Annotated in this window: 20 protein-coding genes; 9 read left to right on the forward strand and 11 right to left on the reverse strand. The window is 50.8% G+C overall.

Going from position 1 to position 17,139, the window contains the following annotated elements:
* Positions 1-520 precede the first annotated feature (520 nt).
* The 5 genes from oppA to oppF all read left to right on the forward strand — a co-directional run bounded on the left by oppA (position 521) and on the right by oppF (position 6,106).
* Positions 521-2,152 carry an oligopeptide ABC transporter substrate-binding protein OppA gene (gene oppA / locus AC5JPW_RS24595; protein ID WP_494243995.1) on the forward strand — a complete coding sequence of 544 codons (1,632 nt, stop codon included), beginning with the start codon at positions 521-523 and terminating at the stop codon, positions 2,150-2,152.
* Positions 2,153-2,236: 84 nt separating this feature from the next.
* Positions 2,237-3,157 (forward strand): oligopeptide ABC transporter permease OppB, encoded by a 921-nt coding sequence (gene oppB / locus AC5JPW_RS24600; RefSeq protein ID WP_458043225.1) that lies wholly within the window; start codon positions 2,237-2,239, stop codon positions 3,155-3,157.
* Between the two features lie 14 nt (positions 3,158-3,171).
* Positions 3,172-4,080 carry an oligopeptide ABC transporter permease OppC gene (gene oppC, locus AC5JPW_RS24605; RefSeq protein WP_494243997.1) on the forward strand — a complete coding sequence of 303 codons (909 nt, stop codon included), beginning with the start codon at positions 3,172-3,174 and terminating at the stop codon, positions 4,078-4,080.
* A gap of 11 nt (positions 4,081-4,091) precedes the next feature.
* Positions 4,092-5,105 (forward strand): ABC transporter ATP-binding protein, encoded by a 1,014-nt coding sequence (locus AC5JPW_RS24610; protein WP_494243999.1) that lies wholly within the window; start codon positions 4,092-4,094, stop codon positions 5,103-5,105.
* On the forward strand, positions 5,102-6,106 hold the full coding sequence (oppF, locus tag AC5JPW_RS24615) for a murein tripeptide/oligopeptide ABC transporter ATP-binding protein OppF (protein ID WP_494244001.1): 1,005 nt from the start codon (positions 5,102-5,104) through the stop codon (positions 6,104-6,106). The genes AC5JPW_RS24610 and oppF overlap by 4 nt, the downstream gene beginning before the upstream one ends.
* A 54-nt stretch (positions 6,107-6,160) precedes the next feature.
* Here oppF and AC5JPW_RS24620 read toward each other — a convergent pair whose 3' ends face one another.
* Positions 6,161-6,490: an HI1450 family dsDNA-mimic protein gene (locus AC5JPW_RS24620; protein ID WP_458043221.1), complete on the reverse strand. Its 330-nt coding sequence runs from the start codon at positions 6,488-6,490 to the stop codon at positions 6,161-6,163.
* 34 nt (positions 6,491-6,524) lie between these two features.
* Positions 6,525-7,985 carry a cardiolipin synthase gene (gene cls / locus AC5JPW_RS24625; RefSeq protein ID WP_494244003.1) on the reverse strand — a complete coding sequence of 487 codons (1,461 nt, stop codon included), beginning with the start codon at positions 7,983-7,985 and terminating at the stop codon, positions 6,525-6,527.
* A 143-nt stretch (positions 7,986-8,128) separates the two neighbouring features.
* Here cls and AC5JPW_RS24630 point away from each other — a divergent pair, with 143 nt between their 5' ends.
* Positions 8,129-8,302 (forward strand): YciY family protein, encoded by a 174-nt coding sequence (locus tag AC5JPW_RS24630; protein WP_437430500.1) that lies wholly within the window; start codon positions 8,129-8,131, stop codon positions 8,300-8,302.
* A 138-nt stretch (positions 8,303-8,440) separates the two neighbouring features.
* On the forward strand, positions 8,441-8,779 hold the full coding sequence (locus AC5JPW_RS24635) for an SMR family transporter (RefSeq protein WP_494244006.1): 339 nt from the start codon (positions 8,441-8,443) through the stop codon (positions 8,777-8,779).
* Positions 8,780-8,842: 63 nt separating this feature from the next.
* Here the strand turns inward: AC5JPW_RS24635 and AC5JPW_RS24640 are convergent, their stop codons facing one another.
* Positions 8,843-9,139, reverse strand: a complete 297-nt coding sequence (locus tag AC5JPW_RS24640; protein WP_494244008.1) for a YciI family protein — start codon at positions 9,137-9,139, stop codon at positions 8,843-8,845.
* A gap of 219 nt (positions 9,140-9,358) precedes the next feature.
* Between AC5JPW_RS24640 and tonB the strand changes: the two genes are divergently transcribed.
* The gene (gene tonB / locus AC5JPW_RS24645) at positions 9,359-10,075 is read left to right on the forward strand and encodes a TonB system transport protein TonB (RefSeq protein ID WP_494244434.1); all 717 of its coding nucleotides are present in this window, start codon (positions 9,359-9,361) and stop codon (positions 10,073-10,075) included.
* 28 nt (positions 10,076-10,103) lie between these two features.
* Here tonB and yciA read toward each other — a convergent pair whose 3' ends face one another.
* From yciA to AC5JPW_RS24665, 4 genes are all read right to left on the reverse strand, one after another.
* Entirely contained in the window at positions 10,104-10,505 is a 402-nt protein-coding gene (gene yciA, locus AC5JPW_RS24650; protein ID WP_494244010.1) for an acyl-CoA thioester hydrolase YciA, read from the reverse strand.
* A 118-nt stretch (positions 10,506-10,623) separates the two neighbouring features.
* Positions 10,624-11,163: a septation protein A gene (locus AC5JPW_RS24655; RefSeq protein WP_494244012.1), complete on the reverse strand. Its 540-nt coding sequence runs from the start codon at positions 11,161-11,163 to the stop codon at positions 10,624-10,626.
* A 58-nt stretch (positions 11,164-11,221) separates the two neighbouring features.
* Positions 11,222-11,965 carry a YciC family protein gene (locus tag AC5JPW_RS24660; protein ID WP_494244014.1) on the reverse strand — a complete coding sequence of 248 codons (744 nt, stop codon included), beginning with the start codon at positions 11,963-11,965 and terminating at the stop codon, positions 11,222-11,224.
* A gap of 30 nt (positions 11,966-11,995) precedes the next feature.
* On the reverse strand, positions 11,996-12,394 hold the full coding sequence (locus tag AC5JPW_RS24665; protein ID WP_494244015.1) for a YkgJ family cysteine cluster protein: 399 nt from the start codon (positions 12,392-12,394) through the stop codon (positions 11,996-11,998).
* Positions 12,395-12,673: 279 nt separating this feature from the next.
* Between AC5JPW_RS24665 and ompW the strand changes: the two genes are divergently transcribed.
* Positions 12,674-13,309 (forward strand): outer membrane protein OmpW, encoded by a 636-nt coding sequence (ompW, locus tag AC5JPW_RS24670; protein ID WP_494244017.1) that lies wholly within the window; start codon positions 12,674-12,676, stop codon positions 13,307-13,309.
* 54 nt (positions 13,310-13,363) lie between these two features.
* On the opposite strand, the gene AC5JPW_RS24675 is transcribed toward ompW, so the two are convergent.
* The 4 genes from AC5JPW_RS24675 to trpCF all read right to left on the reverse strand — a co-directional run bounded on the left by AC5JPW_RS24675 (position 13,364) and on the right by trpCF (position 17,138).
* A complete protein-coding gene (locus AC5JPW_RS24675; RefSeq protein ID WP_494244019.1) occupies positions 13,364-13,549 on the reverse strand; it encodes a hypothetical protein in 186 nt (61 codons plus the stop codon).
* A gap of 219 nt (positions 13,550-13,768) precedes the next feature.
* Positions 13,769-14,575 carry a tryptophan synthase subunit alpha gene (gene trpA, locus AC5JPW_RS24680; protein WP_494244021.1) on the reverse strand — a complete coding sequence of 269 codons (807 nt, stop codon included), beginning with the start codon at positions 14,573-14,575 and terminating at the stop codon, positions 13,769-13,771.
* The gene (trpB, locus tag AC5JPW_RS24685) at positions 14,575-15,768 is read right to left on the reverse strand and encodes a tryptophan synthase subunit beta (protein WP_494244023.1); all 1,194 of its coding nucleotides are present in this window, start codon (positions 15,766-15,768) and stop codon (positions 14,575-14,577) included. The genes trpA and trpB overlap by 1 nt, the downstream gene beginning before the upstream one ends.
* 11 nt (positions 15,769-15,779) lie before the next feature.
* Positions 15,780-17,138: a bifunctional indole-3-glycerol-phosphate synthase TrpC/phosphoribosylanthranilate isomerase TrpF gene (trpCF, locus tag AC5JPW_RS24690; RefSeq protein ID WP_494244024.1), complete on the reverse strand. Its 1,359-nt coding sequence runs from the start codon at positions 17,136-17,138 to the stop codon at positions 15,780-15,782.
* Position 17,139: the final 1 nt, after the last annotated feature.

The following is a 17,139-nucleotide window of genomic DNA, read 5'->3' on the forward strand; positions in this document are numbered from 1 at the left end:
ACAAACAGACAAATGTGCTAGATAATAATCAAATGTTGATTTTTTGTGTAAAAAACGACCAGTGAAGTCGCTCGGTCATAAGCATGATGTGTTTTTTTGCACATTCCATTGATTTTTATGCAAGTTTTTTGATGTCTGTGACAAGGGTGAGAAGGTTGTAAGGTTTGTTGACAGAAATAAAAGAGAATTGGTTAACAAATTTGCAAATTGTATTGGCGGCGAATATACGCATTTGCTACTTTCCGGCCTTATATTTTTGTTAAGAATAAATGCGGATGAGAATTATTTTCAAATGTAATTCTTATCCCATGCTCTATAAGGTACGTCGCGACAGGGTGACGTACTCGATATCGACGTAAGGGTGCCGAACGAGCATCTCGTAATAAAGACAAGTCGGTGATAGCAAGCAGTAAACGATGCCTGGCAGTTGCTAAAGCTCCTGCGCTGACCGGGTACCCCGAAAGGGAACAAAACAGCTGGTACTAATGCCAGTAATTATAATGAGTGGAGTATCAACACAATGTCCATCATCACAAAGAAAAGTCTGGTAGCTGCAGGGATTTTCACTGCGCTAATGGCAGGTAACGTGGCCATGGCGGCTGACGTTCCGGCAAATGTAAAACTGGCTGACACGCAGACGTTGGTCCGCAACAACGGCTCTGAAGTCCAATCCCTCGACCCACATAAGATTGAAGGGGTACCGGAATCTAACGTTAGCCGCGATCTCTTTGAAGGGTTGCTGATTTCCGACATTCAAGGCCATCCTAGTGCGGGTGTGGCTGAAAAATGGGAAAACAAAGATTTTAAAGTCTGGACCTTCCATCTGCGTAAAGATGCAAAATGGTCTGATGGCACGCCGGTAACGGCACAAGATTTCGTTTATAGCTGGCAGCGTCTGGCTGATCCTAAAACGGCTTCCCCGTATGCAAGCTATCTGCAGTACGGTCACATCGCGAATATCGATGAAATCATCGAAGGTAAAAAACCGATCACCGATCTGGGCGTAAAAGCTATCGATGATAATACCTTTGAAGTGACTCTGAGCGAACCTGTTCCTTATTTCTATAAACTGCTGGTACACCCTTCTGTATCGCCAGTTCCTAAAGCTGTCGTAGAAAAATTCGGTGACAAATGGACCCAACCGGCGAACATCGTGACCAACGGTGCTTACAAACTGAAAGATTGGGTTGTCAACGAACGTATCGTGCTTGAGCGTAATACCAACTATTGGGATAACGCCAAAACCGTGATTAATCAGGTGACCTACCTGCCAATTTCTTCTGAAGTAACAGACGTTAACCGCTACCGCAGCGGTGAAATCGACATGACCTATAACAACATGCCGATTGAACTGTTCCAGAAACTGAAAAAAGAGATCCCGACTGAAGTCCATGTTGACCCGTATCTCTGTACTTACTATTACGAAATTAACAACCAAAAAGCGCCATTCAACGATGTGCGTGTTCGTACCGCTCTGAAACTGGCACTTGATCGTGACATTATCGTCAACAAGGTGAAAAACCAGGGCGATCTGCCGGCATATAGCTACACCCCACCATACACCGATGGTGCAAAACTGGTTGAGCCTGAGTGGTTCAAACTGTCTCAGGACAAACGTAACGAAGAAGCGAAAAAACTGCTGGCTGAAGCGGGTTATACCGCTGATAAGCCGTTAACGTTCAACCTGCTGTACAACACTTCCGATCTGCACAAAAAACTGGCTATCGCCGTTGCATCTATCTGGAAGAAAAATCTGGGCGTGGATGTGAAGCTGGAGAACCAGGAGTGGAAAACCTTCCTCGACAGCCGTCATCAGGGCACCTTTGATGTTGCGCGTGCAGGCTGGTGTGCAGACTACAACGAGCCGACTTCTTTCCTGAACACCATGTTGTCTGATAGCTCAAACAACACTGCGCATTATAAGAGTGCTGAGTTCGACAAACTGGTTGGCGATACGCTGAAAGCCACCAGCGAAGCGCAACGTACCGAGCTTTACACCAAAGCAGAACAACAGCTCGATAAAGATTCTGCCATTGTTCCGGTTTACTACTACGTTAACGCCCGTCTGGTTAAACCGTGGGTAGGTGGTTATACCGGTAAAGACCCGATGGATAACATCTACGTTAAGAACCTTTATATTATCAAGCATTAATGGCAATGAGTGGGGCAGGGTGAACCTGCCCCACGGTGTCTTATTTCATCGCACTACAAAGGCACAGGCCAGAAGGTACGGGCAATGTTGAAATTTATCCTACGTCGCTGTTTAGAAGCGATTCCAACACTCTTTATTCTTATTACGATCTCCTTCTTTATGATGCGCCTTGCACCGGGAAGTCCTTTTACCGGTGAACGCACGCTGCCGCCTGAAGTAATGGCAAATATCGAAGCGAAATATCACCTGAACGATCCTATCCTGACGCAATACACCAGCTACCTGAAACAGCTGGCGCACGGCGATTTTGGTCCGTCGTTTAAATACAAAGATTACACGGTGAACGATCTGGTTGCGGCCAGTTTCCCGGTCTCCGCGAAATTAGGCGCCGCTGCATTCTTAATGGCGGTCATTTTTGGGGTCGGTGCTGGAGTTATTGCCGCACTGAACCAAAATACCAAATGGGATTATTCGGTAATGGGACTGGCAATGACCGGTGTGGTTATACCCAGTTTTGTTGTTGCCCCCTTATTGGTCATGATCTTCGCGATTACACTTAAATGGTTACCTGCTGGTGGATGGAACGGGGGAGCACCGAAATTTATCATTCTGCCGATGGTGGCGCTCTCTCTGGCTTATATCGCCAGTATTGCGCGTATTACCCGTGGTTCCATGATTGAAATCCTCCATTCAAACTTTATTCGTACGGCACGCGCAAAAGGATTACCGATGCGCAGGATTATCTTCCGCCATGCGCTTAAGCCTGCACTGTTACCCGTGCTCTCTTATATGGGGCCAGCGTTCGTCGGTATTATTACTGGTTCCATGGTTATCGAAACCATTTATGGATTACCGGGTATCGGTCAGTTGTTCGTTAACGGCGCTCTCAATCGTGATTACTCCCTGGTATTAAGTTTGACCATACTGGTTGGTGCACTCACCATTTTATTCAATGCGGTTGTTGATGTGCTGTATGCCGTTATCGATCCAAAAATTCGTTATTAACACTGGAGTACGCCATGATGTTAAGTAAGAAAAACAGCGAGGCGCTGGAAAACTTCAGTGAGAAACTGGAAGTCGAAGGTCGTAGCCTCTGGCAGGACGCGCGACGTCGCTTCATGCATAACCGCGCAGCGGTCGCCAGTTTGTTCGTGCTGTTGCTGATTGCCCTGTTTGTGACATTCGCACCGATGCTGTCGCAATTTGCCTATTTCGATACGGACTGGGGGATGATGTCGAGTGCTCCGGATACCGAATCAGGTCACTACTTTGGTACTGACTCCTCCGGTCGTGACCTGTTAGTGCGCGTTGCCATTGGCGGACGTATTTCTCTGATGGTAGGGATAGCTGCCGCACTGGTAGCCGTTGTGTTAGGTACACTATACGGATCGTTGTCAGGTTATCTGGGCGGAAAAATTGATTCCGTCATGATGCGTATCCTGGAAATCCTCAACTCTTTCCCGTTTATGTTCTTCGTAATTCTGCTGGTCACCTTCTTTGGTCAAAACATCCTGCTCATCTTCGTGGCAATCGGGATGGTCTCCTGGCTTGATATGGCCCGTATCGTGCGTGGTCAGACGTTGAGCCTGAAGCGCAAAGAGTTCATCGAAGCGGCGCAAGTTGGTGGGGTGTCGACCGGGAACATCGTGATTCGCCACATTGTGCCGAACGTATTAGGTGTGGTCGTGGTGTATGCATCGCTGCTGGTGCCTAGCATGATTCTGTTCGAATCCTTCCTGAGCTTCCTGGGTCTGGGGACGCAAGAACCGTTGAGCAGTTGGGGCGCTCTCTTGAGTGATGGTGCGAACTCAATGGAAGTTTCCCCCTGGCTTCTGATGTTCCCTGCGGCATTCCTTGTCGTGACGCTGTTCTGTTTCAACTTTATCGGCGATGGCCTTCGTGATGCCCTCGACCCGAAAGATCGTTAAGGAGTGCTGTAATGAGCATGCATGAAACCTCATCTGCGCCACAGGCGCTGCAGCAATCTGACATCTTGCTGGATGTTAAAGATCTGCGAGTCACCTTTACCACCCCTGACGGTGACGTGACGGCGGTAAACGACCTCAACTTCAATCTGCGGGCTGGTGAGACTCTCGGTATCGTGGGCGAATCTGGTTCTGGTAAATCCCAGACTGCCTTCGCATTAATGGGGCTACTTGCTTCAAATGGCATCATTGGCGGTTCGGCGAAATTTAACGGGAAAGAGATCCTCAACCTACCGGAAAAATCGCTCAACAAACTTCGTGCTGAGCAAATTTCAATGATTTTCCAGGATCCCATGACTTCACTTAACCCGTACATGCGGGTGGGTGAGCAGTTAATGGAAGTCCTGATGTTGCACAAAGGCATGAGTAAAGCGGAAGCGTTTGAAGAGTCAGTAAAAATGCTCGATGCCGTCAAAATGCCGGAAGCGCGTAAGCGTATGCGTATGTACCCGCACGAGTTCTCAGGTGGGATGCGTCAACGTGTCATGATTGCGATGGCGCTGTTATGTCGGCCTAAGTTGCTGATTGCCGATGAGCCAACGACTGCGCTGGATGTGACCGTTCAGGCGCAGATCATGACGCTGCTGAACGAACTGAAAAGTGAATTCAACACGGCGATCATTATGATCACCCATGACCTGGGTGTGGTTGCGGGTATCTGCGACAAGGTACTGGTGATGTATGCCGGGCGTACCATGGAATATGGCAAGGCGCGAGATGTGTTCTATCACCCGGCTCACCCGTACTCTATCGGTCTGCTGAATGCGGTCCCGCGTCTGGATGCCGAAGGAGAAGCTCTGCTGACCATTCCTGGCAACCCGCCAAACTTGCTTCGCCTGCCAAAAGGTTGCCCGTTCCAGCCTCGTTGCCAACATGCCATGGATATCTGTATGAGTGCTCCACCGCTGGAGGAGTTTGCCCCGGGTCGCTTGCGCGCCTGCTTTAAGCCGGTGGAGGAGTTGGTATGAGCACCGTAGTTGACGAGAGAAAAGTTCTACTCGAAATTGCCGATCTTAAAGTGCATTTCGATATCAAAGACGGCAAGCAATGGTTCTGGCAGCCCGCGAAAACCCTGAAGGCTGTTGACGGTGTGACGCTGCGTTTATACGAAGGTGAAACCCTCGGCGTGGTTGGGGAATCTGGTTGTGGTAAATCGACGTTTGCGCGCGCGATTATCGGGCTGGTTAAAGCCACAGACGGTAAGGTTGCCTGGCTGGGTAAAGACCTGCTGGGAATGAAGCCGGATGAGTGGCGTGAGGTGCGTAGCGATATTCAGATGATTTTTCAGGATCCTCTGGCATCACTGAACCCACGTATGACCATCGGTGAAATTATTGCCGAACCTCTGCGCACCTACCATCCAAAAATGTCCCGCCAGGATGTGCGCGATCGTGTCAAAGCGATGATGCTCAAGGTGGGTTTACTGCCAAACCTGATTAACCGTTATCCACACGAGTTTTCCGGTGGGCAGTGTCAGCGTATCGGTATTGCGCGGGCACTGATCCTTGAGCCTAAGCTGATTATCTGTGATGAGCCAGTTTCAGCGCTGGACGTGTCGATTCAGGCACAGGTAGTGAACCTGTTGCAAAAACTGCAGCGTGAAATGGGGCTGTCACTGATCTTCATTGCGCACGATCTGGCGGTAGTCAAACACATTTCCGACAGGGTGCTGGTGATGTATCTGGGACATGCGGTGGAGTTGGGTACCTATGATGAGGTGTACCATAACCCGCAACATCCTTATACCAAAGCGCTGATGTCTGCCGTTCCTGTTCCAGACCCGGATCTGGAAAAGAACAAGGTAATACAGTTGCTGGAAGGTGAATTACCGTCACCGATCAATCCGCCGTCAGGTTGTGTTTTCCGCACCCGTTGCCCGATTGCCGGACCGGAATGTGCGAAGACGCGCCCGGTGCTGGAGGGTAGCTTCCGACATGCGGTCTCTTGCCTGAAAGTCGATCCGCTCTAAGTGGGTAAGCGGTAAATAAAAAAGGCTGACAGATGTCAGCCTTTTTCTTACTTCTCATTCGCGCCAGAGGATATGGCAGAGCTTGTGGTCCTTTTCCCGGCATAACAGCACGCGGGCGAAAATATCGTTAATTTCGCCGCCGTCCGTCTCCGCCAGGCCAATCACCACTTCGGCAAAGAAGTCCGGGTTCAGATCAAAATCTACGTGTTCATGCCAGTCTTCACTGGGATCGAACAATTCTGCACCGCCGCGCTCTTCAAATTGCAGGTTAAAGAGAATTACGTCTGCCGGGTCGAGATTATCGACAGCCAGTTCGAGAAAAATGTCGTAAGCCTGTTCCAGCGTTTCATCTTCGGTCAGGCGATTGTTCAGATCCATTTCCATAATAACTACCTGTTTAACGTCAATTGGGCACGTTTTACAGCAACGGGCTGAAGAAGTAAAACAGTCGTTCAGCGATTCGATGCCAGAACGGGCGCTTTACCCATAACCGGGCATCCAGCAGGCGAGAACGGGAGATATAATCATCCTGAACGGCGGCCAGATCGCCACCAAATCCGGCATCATCAATCACCAGGGTTATCTCAAAATTGAGCCACAGGCTGCGCATGTCGAGGTTCACCGTTCCCACCAGACTCAGTTCTCCGTCAACCAATACACTCTTGGTGTGCAGTAATCCGCCTTCAAACTGATAAATCTTCACTCCAGCTGCTAGCAGCTCAGTGAAGAATGCACGGCTGGCCCAGCCGACCAGTACCGAATCATTGTGACGCGGCAAAATAATGCTGACATCCACACCACGCTGTGCTGCGGTACAAATCGCATGCAGCAAATCATCGCTCGGCACGAAATAGGGGGTCGTCATGATGAGATATTCACGAGAAGCATAAACCGCGGTGAGCAGCGCCTGGTGAATAAGGTCTTCAGGGAAACCGGGCCCGGAGGCGATGGTATGAATGGTGTGCCCGCTGGCCTGCTCAAAAGGCATAATATTGGCATCGGGTGGCGGCGGGAGAATGCGCTTACCCGTTTCAATTTCCCAGTCGCAGGAGTAGACCACGCCCATGGCGGTTGAGACTGGGCCTTCCATCCTTGCCATTAAATCCACCCACTGACCGACGCCTGCATCTTGCTTAAAATAGCGCGGGTCGACCAGATTCATACTGCCGGTGTAGGCAATATAATTGTCGATAAGCACCATTTTACGGTGCTGGCGCAGATCCATACGGCGCAGAAAAACACGCATCAGATTCACTTTCAACGCTTCGACGACCTCGATACCAGCATTACGCATCATATCGGCCCACGGACTGCGGAAAAACGTCACGCTCCCTGCGGAATCGAGCAGTAAACGGCAGTGCACACCACGACGTGCGGCGGCCATCAAGGATTCTGCAACCTGGTCAGCCATGCCACCGGGATGCCAGATATAGAACACCATCTCAATGTTATGGCGTGCCAGTTGAATGTCGCGAATCAGTGCCTGCATCACGTCTTCTGACGTTGTCAGCAACTGGAGTTGATTTCCCTTCACACCGGCAATGCCCTGACGGCGTTCACACAGTTTGAAAAGGGATGCGGCAACACTGCTGTTTTCGGTCGCAAAGATATGACGATGTGTTTTAAGGTCTTTTAGCCATTTTGCCGTTGAGGGCCACATTGCTCTGGCGCGCTCTGCCCGGCGTTTGCCCAAATGCAACTCGCCAAAAGAGAGGTAAGCGATAATGCCGACCAGGGGCAGGATAAATATGATCAGCAGCCATGCCATAGCAGAGGGAACCGCGCGACGTTTCATGAGGATGCGCAATGTCACCCCCGCAATAAGCAACCAGTACCCTAAAATGACCAGCCAACTCACGACGGTGTAGAAGGTTGTCATAACAAAAAATCCTTTTCAAAATCGCATATAACGAGTGTACGCATAAGGATTCATCTGGCAAATAAAAACGGTTCGCAAAAGCGCTGGTGTGGCGGCTGTCAGGGTCTATAATGGCGCGTCAGCATTAGAAAAGAGTCGTCATAATGAAGCGTAGTAGAACGGAAGTGGGGCGCTGGCGCATGGCTCGACAGACCAGTCGTCGTAAGGCGCGTTGGCTGGAAGGTCAATCGCGACGCAATATGCGCATCCACTCGATAAGAAAGTGTATTCTTAATCGGCATCGTAATGCATTAGTCTTTGATTTTTATGTGTTCTGATGATCCCGGGCACCACTCAGGGTGCCCACTGTTTTACCTCATATTGAGACGTTAAACGTCACATAAGCGTCACGTTTTTACGTTAGGTTAACGCAGTTTTATCCCTCAACAGCGTCTGTACTTTCCTACTGGAATCTCATGAATAAAGAAGCTTTGATCTTTTTGGCCGTGGCTATCATCGCCGAAGTGATCGCGACCACTGCATTAAAATCGTCTGACAGTTTTACCCGAATTTTCCCAAGTATTATCAGCATCGCTGGCTACTGTATTGCGTTCTGGTGTTTGACCATTCCTATGCGTACGATCCCAACTGGCATTATTTACGCCATCTGGTCTGGTGCGGGCATTGTGCTTATTGGTACGGTGGGCTGGCTGGTGCATGGGCAAAAACTCGATATGCCCGCCGTGCTGGGGATGGGGTTAATTATTGCCGGGGTTATCACGATAAACGTTTTTTCGAAAAGCGTCGCACATTAACCGCTGTTCCATAGAAAGGGCCAGTGCAGTGTTATTTCTCTGGCCCGTCCGCTTTGCAAAAAATTAAAACACTTTCTTGAATGGCTTGATTGTTACGTTCTGATAAACGCCAGCAGCCACGTAAGGGTCGGCTTCTGCCCACGCTTTTGCCGCTTCCAGCGATTCAAACTCCGCAATTACCGTCGAACCTGTGAATCCAGCAGCGCCCGGATCGTTACTGTCTACGGCAGGCATTGGACCTGCTGTTAACAGGCGGCCTTCATCCTGCAACAGCTGCAGGCGAGCGAGGTGGGCAGGGCGAACGGACAGACGTTTCTCTAGAGAGTCGACGATATCTTCAGCAAAAATAACGTAAAGCACGGTGTTTGCTCCTTTTCAGCAGAAAACAGTTACGTTATGTGAATCATTGCGTGGCTGCAATGCAAAGATGAAGTCCCTTCCACATCCCTGTTTTTTCTGCGCTGTTTTTAGGCAGTTGCGGATCGAAATCAACGATAGGTGATATGGCTAGTTGAATATGATTGCTATTTGCATTTAAAATCGTGGTTTGTTTTTTCAACTGAAACGATTATGACTTCAATGACTCTAGATTTACCACGCCGCATTCCCTGGGCAGCGATAGTATCTGTAGGCATCCACGGAGCCGCTGTAGCAGGTTTGCTGTATATGTCGGTACATCAGGTTATTGAACTACCCGCGCCAGCACAGCCTATCTCGGTGACTATGGTGGCACCGGCTGATCTGGAACCGCCTCAGGTGGTACAACCGCAGCCTGAACCGGTAGTTGAGCCGGAGCCTGAACCCGAGCCGGTCCCGGAACCTCCAAAAGAAGCGCCGGTGGTTATTCAAAAACCTGAACCCAAGCCAAAGCCTAAACCGAAGCCTAAGCCAGAGAAAAAGGTTGAGCAGCCGAAGCGTGACGTCAAACCGGTTGAGCAGCGTGCTGCGGCTCCAGTGGATGCCCCCGTTCGTCCCGTAACGAATACAGCTCCATCGGTTGCCAGCAAGCCGACGCCGTCCGTTCCTGCTGGCCCGCGTGCATTAAGTCGTTCTTCACCAGAATACCCTGCGCGCGCTAGGGCATTGCGCATTGAAGGGCGGGTGCGTGTGAAGTTTGATGTGATGCCTGATGGTCGCATTGATAACGTTGAAATTTTATCCGCACAACCGTCAAATATGTTTGAGCGTGATGTCAAAGCCGCGATGCGGAAATGGCGCTATGAAGCTGGGAAACCCGGAACCGGTATCACGGTAAATATTGTGTTTAATATGAAGGGCACCTCTACAGTGGAGTAATAAAAAGCCTCCGAACCGGAGGCTTTTTTTATGCCTGAACGGGGAGCTGGCGGGGTTTTCCTTCGCCATCTACCGCGACATAGATAAACAGTGCTTCAGTGGCTTTGTAGCGTTGTCCAATTGGCTCTGACGCCACTTTCTTGATCCAGACTTCGACATTGATCGTAATCGACGTGTTACCGCGTTTTACGCAGCGTGCGTAGCAGCACACAACGTCACCCACGGCAACAGGCCGCAAAAAGGTCATGCCGTCGACCCGCACGGTGACTACGCGACCTTGCGCGATCTCTTTCGCCATAATCGCGCCGCCCATATCCATTTGTGACATCAGCCAGCCGCCGAAAATATCGCCGTTAGCATTGGTGTCTGCAGGCATGGCCAGCGTGCGCAGAACCAGCTCGCCCTGAGGTGCATCTTGGGTGTGTGTCATGAATATCTCAACAATGAATAAAGGGTTTCCGGCGGGATGCTACTATGAATTTATTACCGCTCACAACGAGATAACGCAGCGGCAACAAAAAAAGCCAGGCGAACCTGGCTTTTGGCCGTCAGGACTTGTCATCCTGCGGGATGTGGCGATAGATGTAGACGCCACTCAGGACGGTAAATAGCAGCGTCAGTGCCGTAAGACCGAAGACTTTAAAGTTGACCCAAATGTTTTGCGGTAACCAGAAAGCGATGTAGATATTGGCCAGACCGCAGGCGATGAAAAAAAGTGCCCAGGCGAGATTGAGACGCCCCCAAACAGACTCTGGCAACGTCAGCTCTTTACCCAGCATCCGCTGAATCAATGGTTTTTTCATCACCCACTGACTGAACAGCAGGGCGGCAGCAAACAACCCATAAATCACCGTGACCTTCCATTTAATAAATTCATCGTTATGGAAGAAAATCGTCAGACCACCAAAAACGGCGACGATAATAAAAGTGATGAGCGCCATCTTTTCAACTTTTCGATAGCGAACCCAGCTGTAAATGAGCACGACAGCCGTTGCGACAATCAGCGCAGTCGTCGCTGCATAGATGTCATAAAGCTTATAAAACGCGAAAAACACGACCAGCGGGAGAAAATCAAGAAACTGCTTCATTCTACGATTCCGTTACAGATTATCGCCTGCGGGGCGGAGCCCGCGCAGGCAGAAAAAGTTACTGACGAATCAGCATGTACAGGCGGAACAGATAAATGAGCAGCGCTACAGTTATCATGTTACTCACCGTATTGGCGACCACTGCGCCCACTTCTGGCGTCAGAAACGCAAGATTATGGGCAAACATCAGCAGCAAGATTTTTGCTAACATCCAGCCGATGACGGCTGGTGCAACCACTCGCATGTTGGCCCAACTCAGGCGCAGGCTGTTACGCATAGCAGTGAACACACCCACTTTGTCCTGAACCAGCATGATCGGTGCGAAAGCGAACAGGATGGCGACAATAACACCCGGCACAATAACCAGCATAATCCCGAATTGCGTCATAAACATCATCAGCATCAACAGGATAAACAAGGCTGGCAAGACAGGTGCACTGGCACCAATCGCGCGCAATGCGCTGACCCGTTGACCAGCTGAAATCAGCTGTATCAAAGCCAGTGTCCCGCCGACCAGCAGGGTGTTACCAATCAGTCCCGAAAAGGTCGATGCGGCAGAAGCGCGTAACAGAACCTGCTGCTGCTCCGGCGTCATGTTTTGCACAAGGTCAAACAACCCCGTACTGCCCACCAGGTTATCACCTTCACTCATAATGGCGAGTTGTGCATCACTGGGCATAAATACGCGCCCAAGCAGTACGGTAACCAACGCGCATAACAGTGTAATCAGCAAAATAGTAACAAACTGATTACGAAAAAAATTTCCCGTGTCACGGTAAACGGATTTCGCCGTGATAGACATGCACTCTCCTTGAGTTCTGCAATGTTAAATTCAGCGTAATTGTACCCTGGATGACCCGTCGGTGGCAGCATCAGCACACGTATGGAAAAGCATATCTTTGTAAAGCGGCGGTAATTGAAATTGTGCACGAGCCCGATCGCAGGCTTCATTCGGTTTCCCATTCTCCCCTGACATCAAAAATTCCCGACAGGTCGACGGTCGGTTGAAATAGATCTGGCATTGGGTCGATTCACCGGGATTCCCTGCAAGCGCTATACAACGGCATGGTTGCTGATTTGTTCCATTCATGCAGCGCAAAAAAGGAGTGACGGGTTCGGTCAGATAAGTGGGTACGGGGCCTCCCGCATCGTCTGCTTCAGCCCAATAAAACGAGACCCGAAAATACGCACAACAGGCTCCGCACGACATGCACGGGTTGAGATCGCTCATGGCACACCTGTATTCACTACGCATCAATATTGTGAGGGAGTGGTTTAAATTATCGCCGGATTTTGCGAAGAACAAGAGGGGCTCAATGGTTTATTTTTAACATAATTTCATGAGTAAATTGATGTGATTACAGTATTTAAGTTCTCATTCTGGTGGTGAAAATTAATGTAGATCAATAAAGGTTAAATTCATGAATGGAATGTGATCTCTGTTCGATCACTTTCTACTCATTAGTGGTTATATTCACGGCGCCTATAAAACCACATACATGGAGTGGACATGAAGAAAGTAGCCGTGGCAGCACTGATTCTGAGTAGCGTATCTGGAAGCGCGTTGGCGCATGAAGCCGGTGAGTTTTTTATTCGCGCCGGTTCTGCAACCGTCAGACCTACGGAAGGATCGGATAATGTGTTAGGAAGTCTGGGCAGTTTTAACGTCAGCAATAACACGCAGCTTGGTTTAACCATGACGTACATGGCGACCGAAAACGTCGGGATTGAGTTACTGGCCGCGTCACCGTTTCGCCATAAGGTGGGTACTGGACCGACCGGGACGATAGCCACCATCCAGCATCTTCCCCCTTCGCTCGTCGCACAGTGGTATTTTGGCGACGCAGGCAGCAAGTTCCGCCCTTATATCGGTGCGGGCATTAATTACACGATGTTCTTTAATGAAAAATTCAACGACACCGGTAAAGAAGCTGGGCTCTCTGATTTGAGCCTGAAGAATTCGTGGGGTGCTGCGGGCGTGGCGGGTCTGGATTATTTGATTAACCGTGACTGGCTGATTAATGCGTCGGTCTGGTACATGGATATCGATACGGACGTGCGATTTAAGGCTGGTGGTCAACAACAGAGCGTCAGTACCCGTCTGGACCCGTGGGTCTTCATGTTCTCGGCGGGTTATCGCTTCTGATAGTCAGCGTCTCTTCTGGCCGCATTGCGGCCAGTCATCGTAAGTTAAGCCTTACTACAGCAGTTTGCGCAAATCAGGGTAACAACCCCAGTTTATGATCATGGCGGCAAGTGCCCCAACCAGCCAGGGAATGCGGGAATCGCCAAAAAACTGGTGCCCGATAATAATACCGAGGGTAAAACAGGTAAAAATGGTGGTGATGGTAAACCAGCCTCTTATCAGTGCGGCCTTGCTGAACATACGGACATCCTTACCCAAATCATTGCCTGATTTAACGAATGCCAGTGGCGCCTGAGTGCCAGACAGTATTCGTTACCCTTACTTCCTGTGGCATTATTGAGCGAAATATAAGCGGGGGCAATGATAAGTTGGGGGTAGCTAAGGTGGGCAAAAGTGATTAATGACCTTGATCACACCTGCCGCCGGATAGTGCATCCGACAGCAGGGTAGAACCGTGATTTACTGACGCGTACCGGCTTTCATGGCCCGAACAAACGCACCGAGTTCATCCAGCATGACGGACGGGTTATCGAGATTCTTCTCGATAATTTTCACAATTGCCGATCCGGAAATCGCGCCTGCAGCACCGGCTCCGATAGCGGCAGTCACCTGATCCGGTGCGGATATCCCGAAACCTTGCAGCGGTGGTGCAGCATGGTATTCCGTCAGTTTTTCGATTAAATGATGCAACGGCAACGCTGCGCGATTTTCAGCACCCGTCACACCCGCACGGGAGAGCAGATAGGTGTAGCCGCGACCGAAAGAGGCAATCTGACGCAGAAGCTCGTCGTCGGCATTTGGTGGGCAGATAAAGATTGGCGCGACGTTATGGCGTAATGCCGCCTGACGAAACGGTGCCGATTCTTCAATCGGCACATCTGCGATCAGAACAGAATCCACACCGGCTTTCGCACACTGCGCGTAAAACTCATCAATACCACGGCTGAACACCAGGTTTGCATACATCAGCAGGCCAATTGGAATGGTGGGGTGCTTCTGGCGGATCGCTGCCAGCATTTCGAAACACTGCGTCGGGGTAACACCCGATGCAAAAGCACGCAGCGCCGCATTCTGGATGGTAGGGCCGTCAGCCAGCGGATCGGAGAACGGAATCCCTAATTCCAGCGCGTCTGCGCCAGCTTCAATCAGGGTGTCGATTATCTTTAATGACTGCTCCGGTGACGGATCGCCTAAGGTCACGAAGGGAACAAAAGCGCCTTCCTTGCGTTCGTGCAACTGTTTAAAAAGCTGTTCGTAGCGTTCCATCAGATTTCCCCTCGCGCTTTCAGAATATCGTGTACGGTAAAGATGTCTTTGTCCCCGCGGCCTGACAGGTTCACCACCAGAAGTTGCTCTTTCTCCGGGTTCTCTTTGGCCATTTTCAGGGCATGGGCGAGGGCGTGAGAAGATTCCAGCGCAGGGATAATCCCTTCGCTGCGGCACAAGGCTTTAAAAGCATCCAGCGCTTCGTCATCAGTAATGGAGACATAATCCGCACGGCCAATGCTGTTCAGGTAGGCGTGCTGAGGTCCAACGGACGGGAAGTCCAGACCCGCAGAGATAGAGTACGACTCTTCAATTTGCCCTTCGTCGGTCTGCATCATCGGTGATTTCATACCGAAATAGATACCAACACGCCCGTGTTTCAGTGGCGCACCATGCTCGCCCGTTTCAATGCCGTGTCCTGCCGGTTCAACACCAATCAGGCCGACAGCGGTCTCGTCAATAAAGTCAGCGAACATGCCGATGGCGTTGGAACCACCACCTACGCAGGCGATAACTGCATCCGGCAGACGTCCCTCTTTTTCGAGGATCTGCGCTTTGGTCTCTTCGCCAATCATGCGCTGGAATTCACGCACAATGGTCGGGAACGGGTGTGGGCCTGCAGCGGTTCCCAGCATGTAGTGCGCGGTGTCGTAGCTGCCAGACCAGTCGCGCAAGGCTTCGTTACAGGCGTCTTTCAGCGTAGAAGAGCCGCTATGTACCGGAATCACTTCCGCCCCCATCAGGCGCATACGGAAGACGTTCGGCGACTGGCGCTCCACGTCTTTTGCCCCCATGTAGATGCGGCATTTCAGACCCAGCAGGGCGCTCGCCAGCGCTGAGGCCACACCGTGCTGACCGGCACCGGTTTCAGCGATAATTTCGGTTTTACCCATGCGTTTTGCCAGCAGCGCCTGACCTAGCACCTGGTTGGTTTTGTGCGCACCGCCGTGCAGCAGATCTTCACGCTTAAGGTAAAGCGTCGTTTTGGTGCCCGCCGTCAGGTTCTGGCATTTGGTCAGTGCTGTCGGGCGACCGGCGTAGTTTTTCAACAGATCTGTAAACTGGGCCTGAAACTCAGGATCTTTCTGTGCGCTGACAAAGGCCTCTTCAAGCTGGCGCAGTGCGGGCATCAGGATCTGCGGGACGTACATACCGCCAAACTCACCAAAATAGGGATTTAATAAAGTCGTCATCGTTTTCTTCCTTAGTAGGCTCGCAGAGTACGGAATACCGAGGCCAGCTTAGTGGCATCTTTTTTTCCCGGCTCAGACTCTACGCCTGAATTGAAATCAAGTCCGGAACATCCGGTTTTGGCCGCGTCTACGCAGTTATCTGCGCCAAGTCCACCGGCCAGCAAAACGTTATCCAGCGTTTGGCCCGCCAGTAGCGACCAGTCAAAGCGCTGGCCTGTTCCACCCTGACCGTTATCAAATACGTATTTGTCGACGTGCTGTAAGTTGCGCGCTGGCAGCGTCTCTTGCACGCTAAGTGCCTTCCAGATTTTTACATCGTCTGGCAATTGGTCACGTAACGCATTGATGTAACCCTGGTCCTCACTGCCATGCAGTTGTACCGCAACCAGACCCAGTTGTTTGACGGTATCGACGACGTCCTGAAGCGGGCTATCGCGGAATACACCGACATATTGCAGCGCCGCGGCGGTCATCACGGTTTTAGCCTGCGCCACATCGACGGCGCGTGGCGAAGAGGGCACAAAAATCAATCCGCCGTAGATGGCTCCGGCTTCGTGCGCAGCCTGCGCATCCTCAGGGCGGGTCAAACCACAGACCTTATTCTCACCAAGCAATACACGTTTCACGGCAGCATCGAGGTCGCCGTGCGACATCATTGCTGAACCGATTAAAAAGCCGTTGGCGAAATGGCTGAGCTCACGCACCTGAGCGTAGGTATTAATGCCCGACTCGCTGATCACGGTGACGCCAGCACCCAGACGTGGGGCCAACTGGCGTGTACGATTCAGGTCGATAGACAAATCACGCAGGTCACGGTTGTTAATGCCGACCACTTTGGCATTAAGGGCAATGGCGCGTTCCAGTTCTTCTTCGTTACTGACTTCCGTCAGCACACCCATGTTGAGGCTATGTGCTACCGCAGAGAGCTGGCGATACTGTTCGTCGTCAAGTACCGAAAGCATCAGCAGGCAAGCGTCCGCCTGGTAGAAACGCGCCAGATAAATCTGGTAAGGGTCAATAATGAAGTCCTTACACAGAATCGGCTGGTGGGCGATTCTGCTCACAATGGGCAGGAAATCAAAGCTGCCCTGGAAATATTTCTCGTCGGTCAGGACAGAAATCGCGGAGGCATGATGCTTATACACTTCAGCAATGCGTGCCGGATCAAAATCATCACGAATCACCCCTTTCGACGGGGAGGCTTTTTTACACTCAAGAATAAATGCAGTGCGCGTTCCCTGCAGGGCATCGTAAAAACGGCGGGTGCTGGGCACCACATCGTTCTGAAAACTGGCCAGCGGTTGTTGTTCCTTACGGGCAGCTACCCAAATCGCCTTATCTGCGACGATTTTCGCTAAAACGGTCTGCATT

It is taken from the genome of Phytobacter sp., from assembly GCF_059074235.1.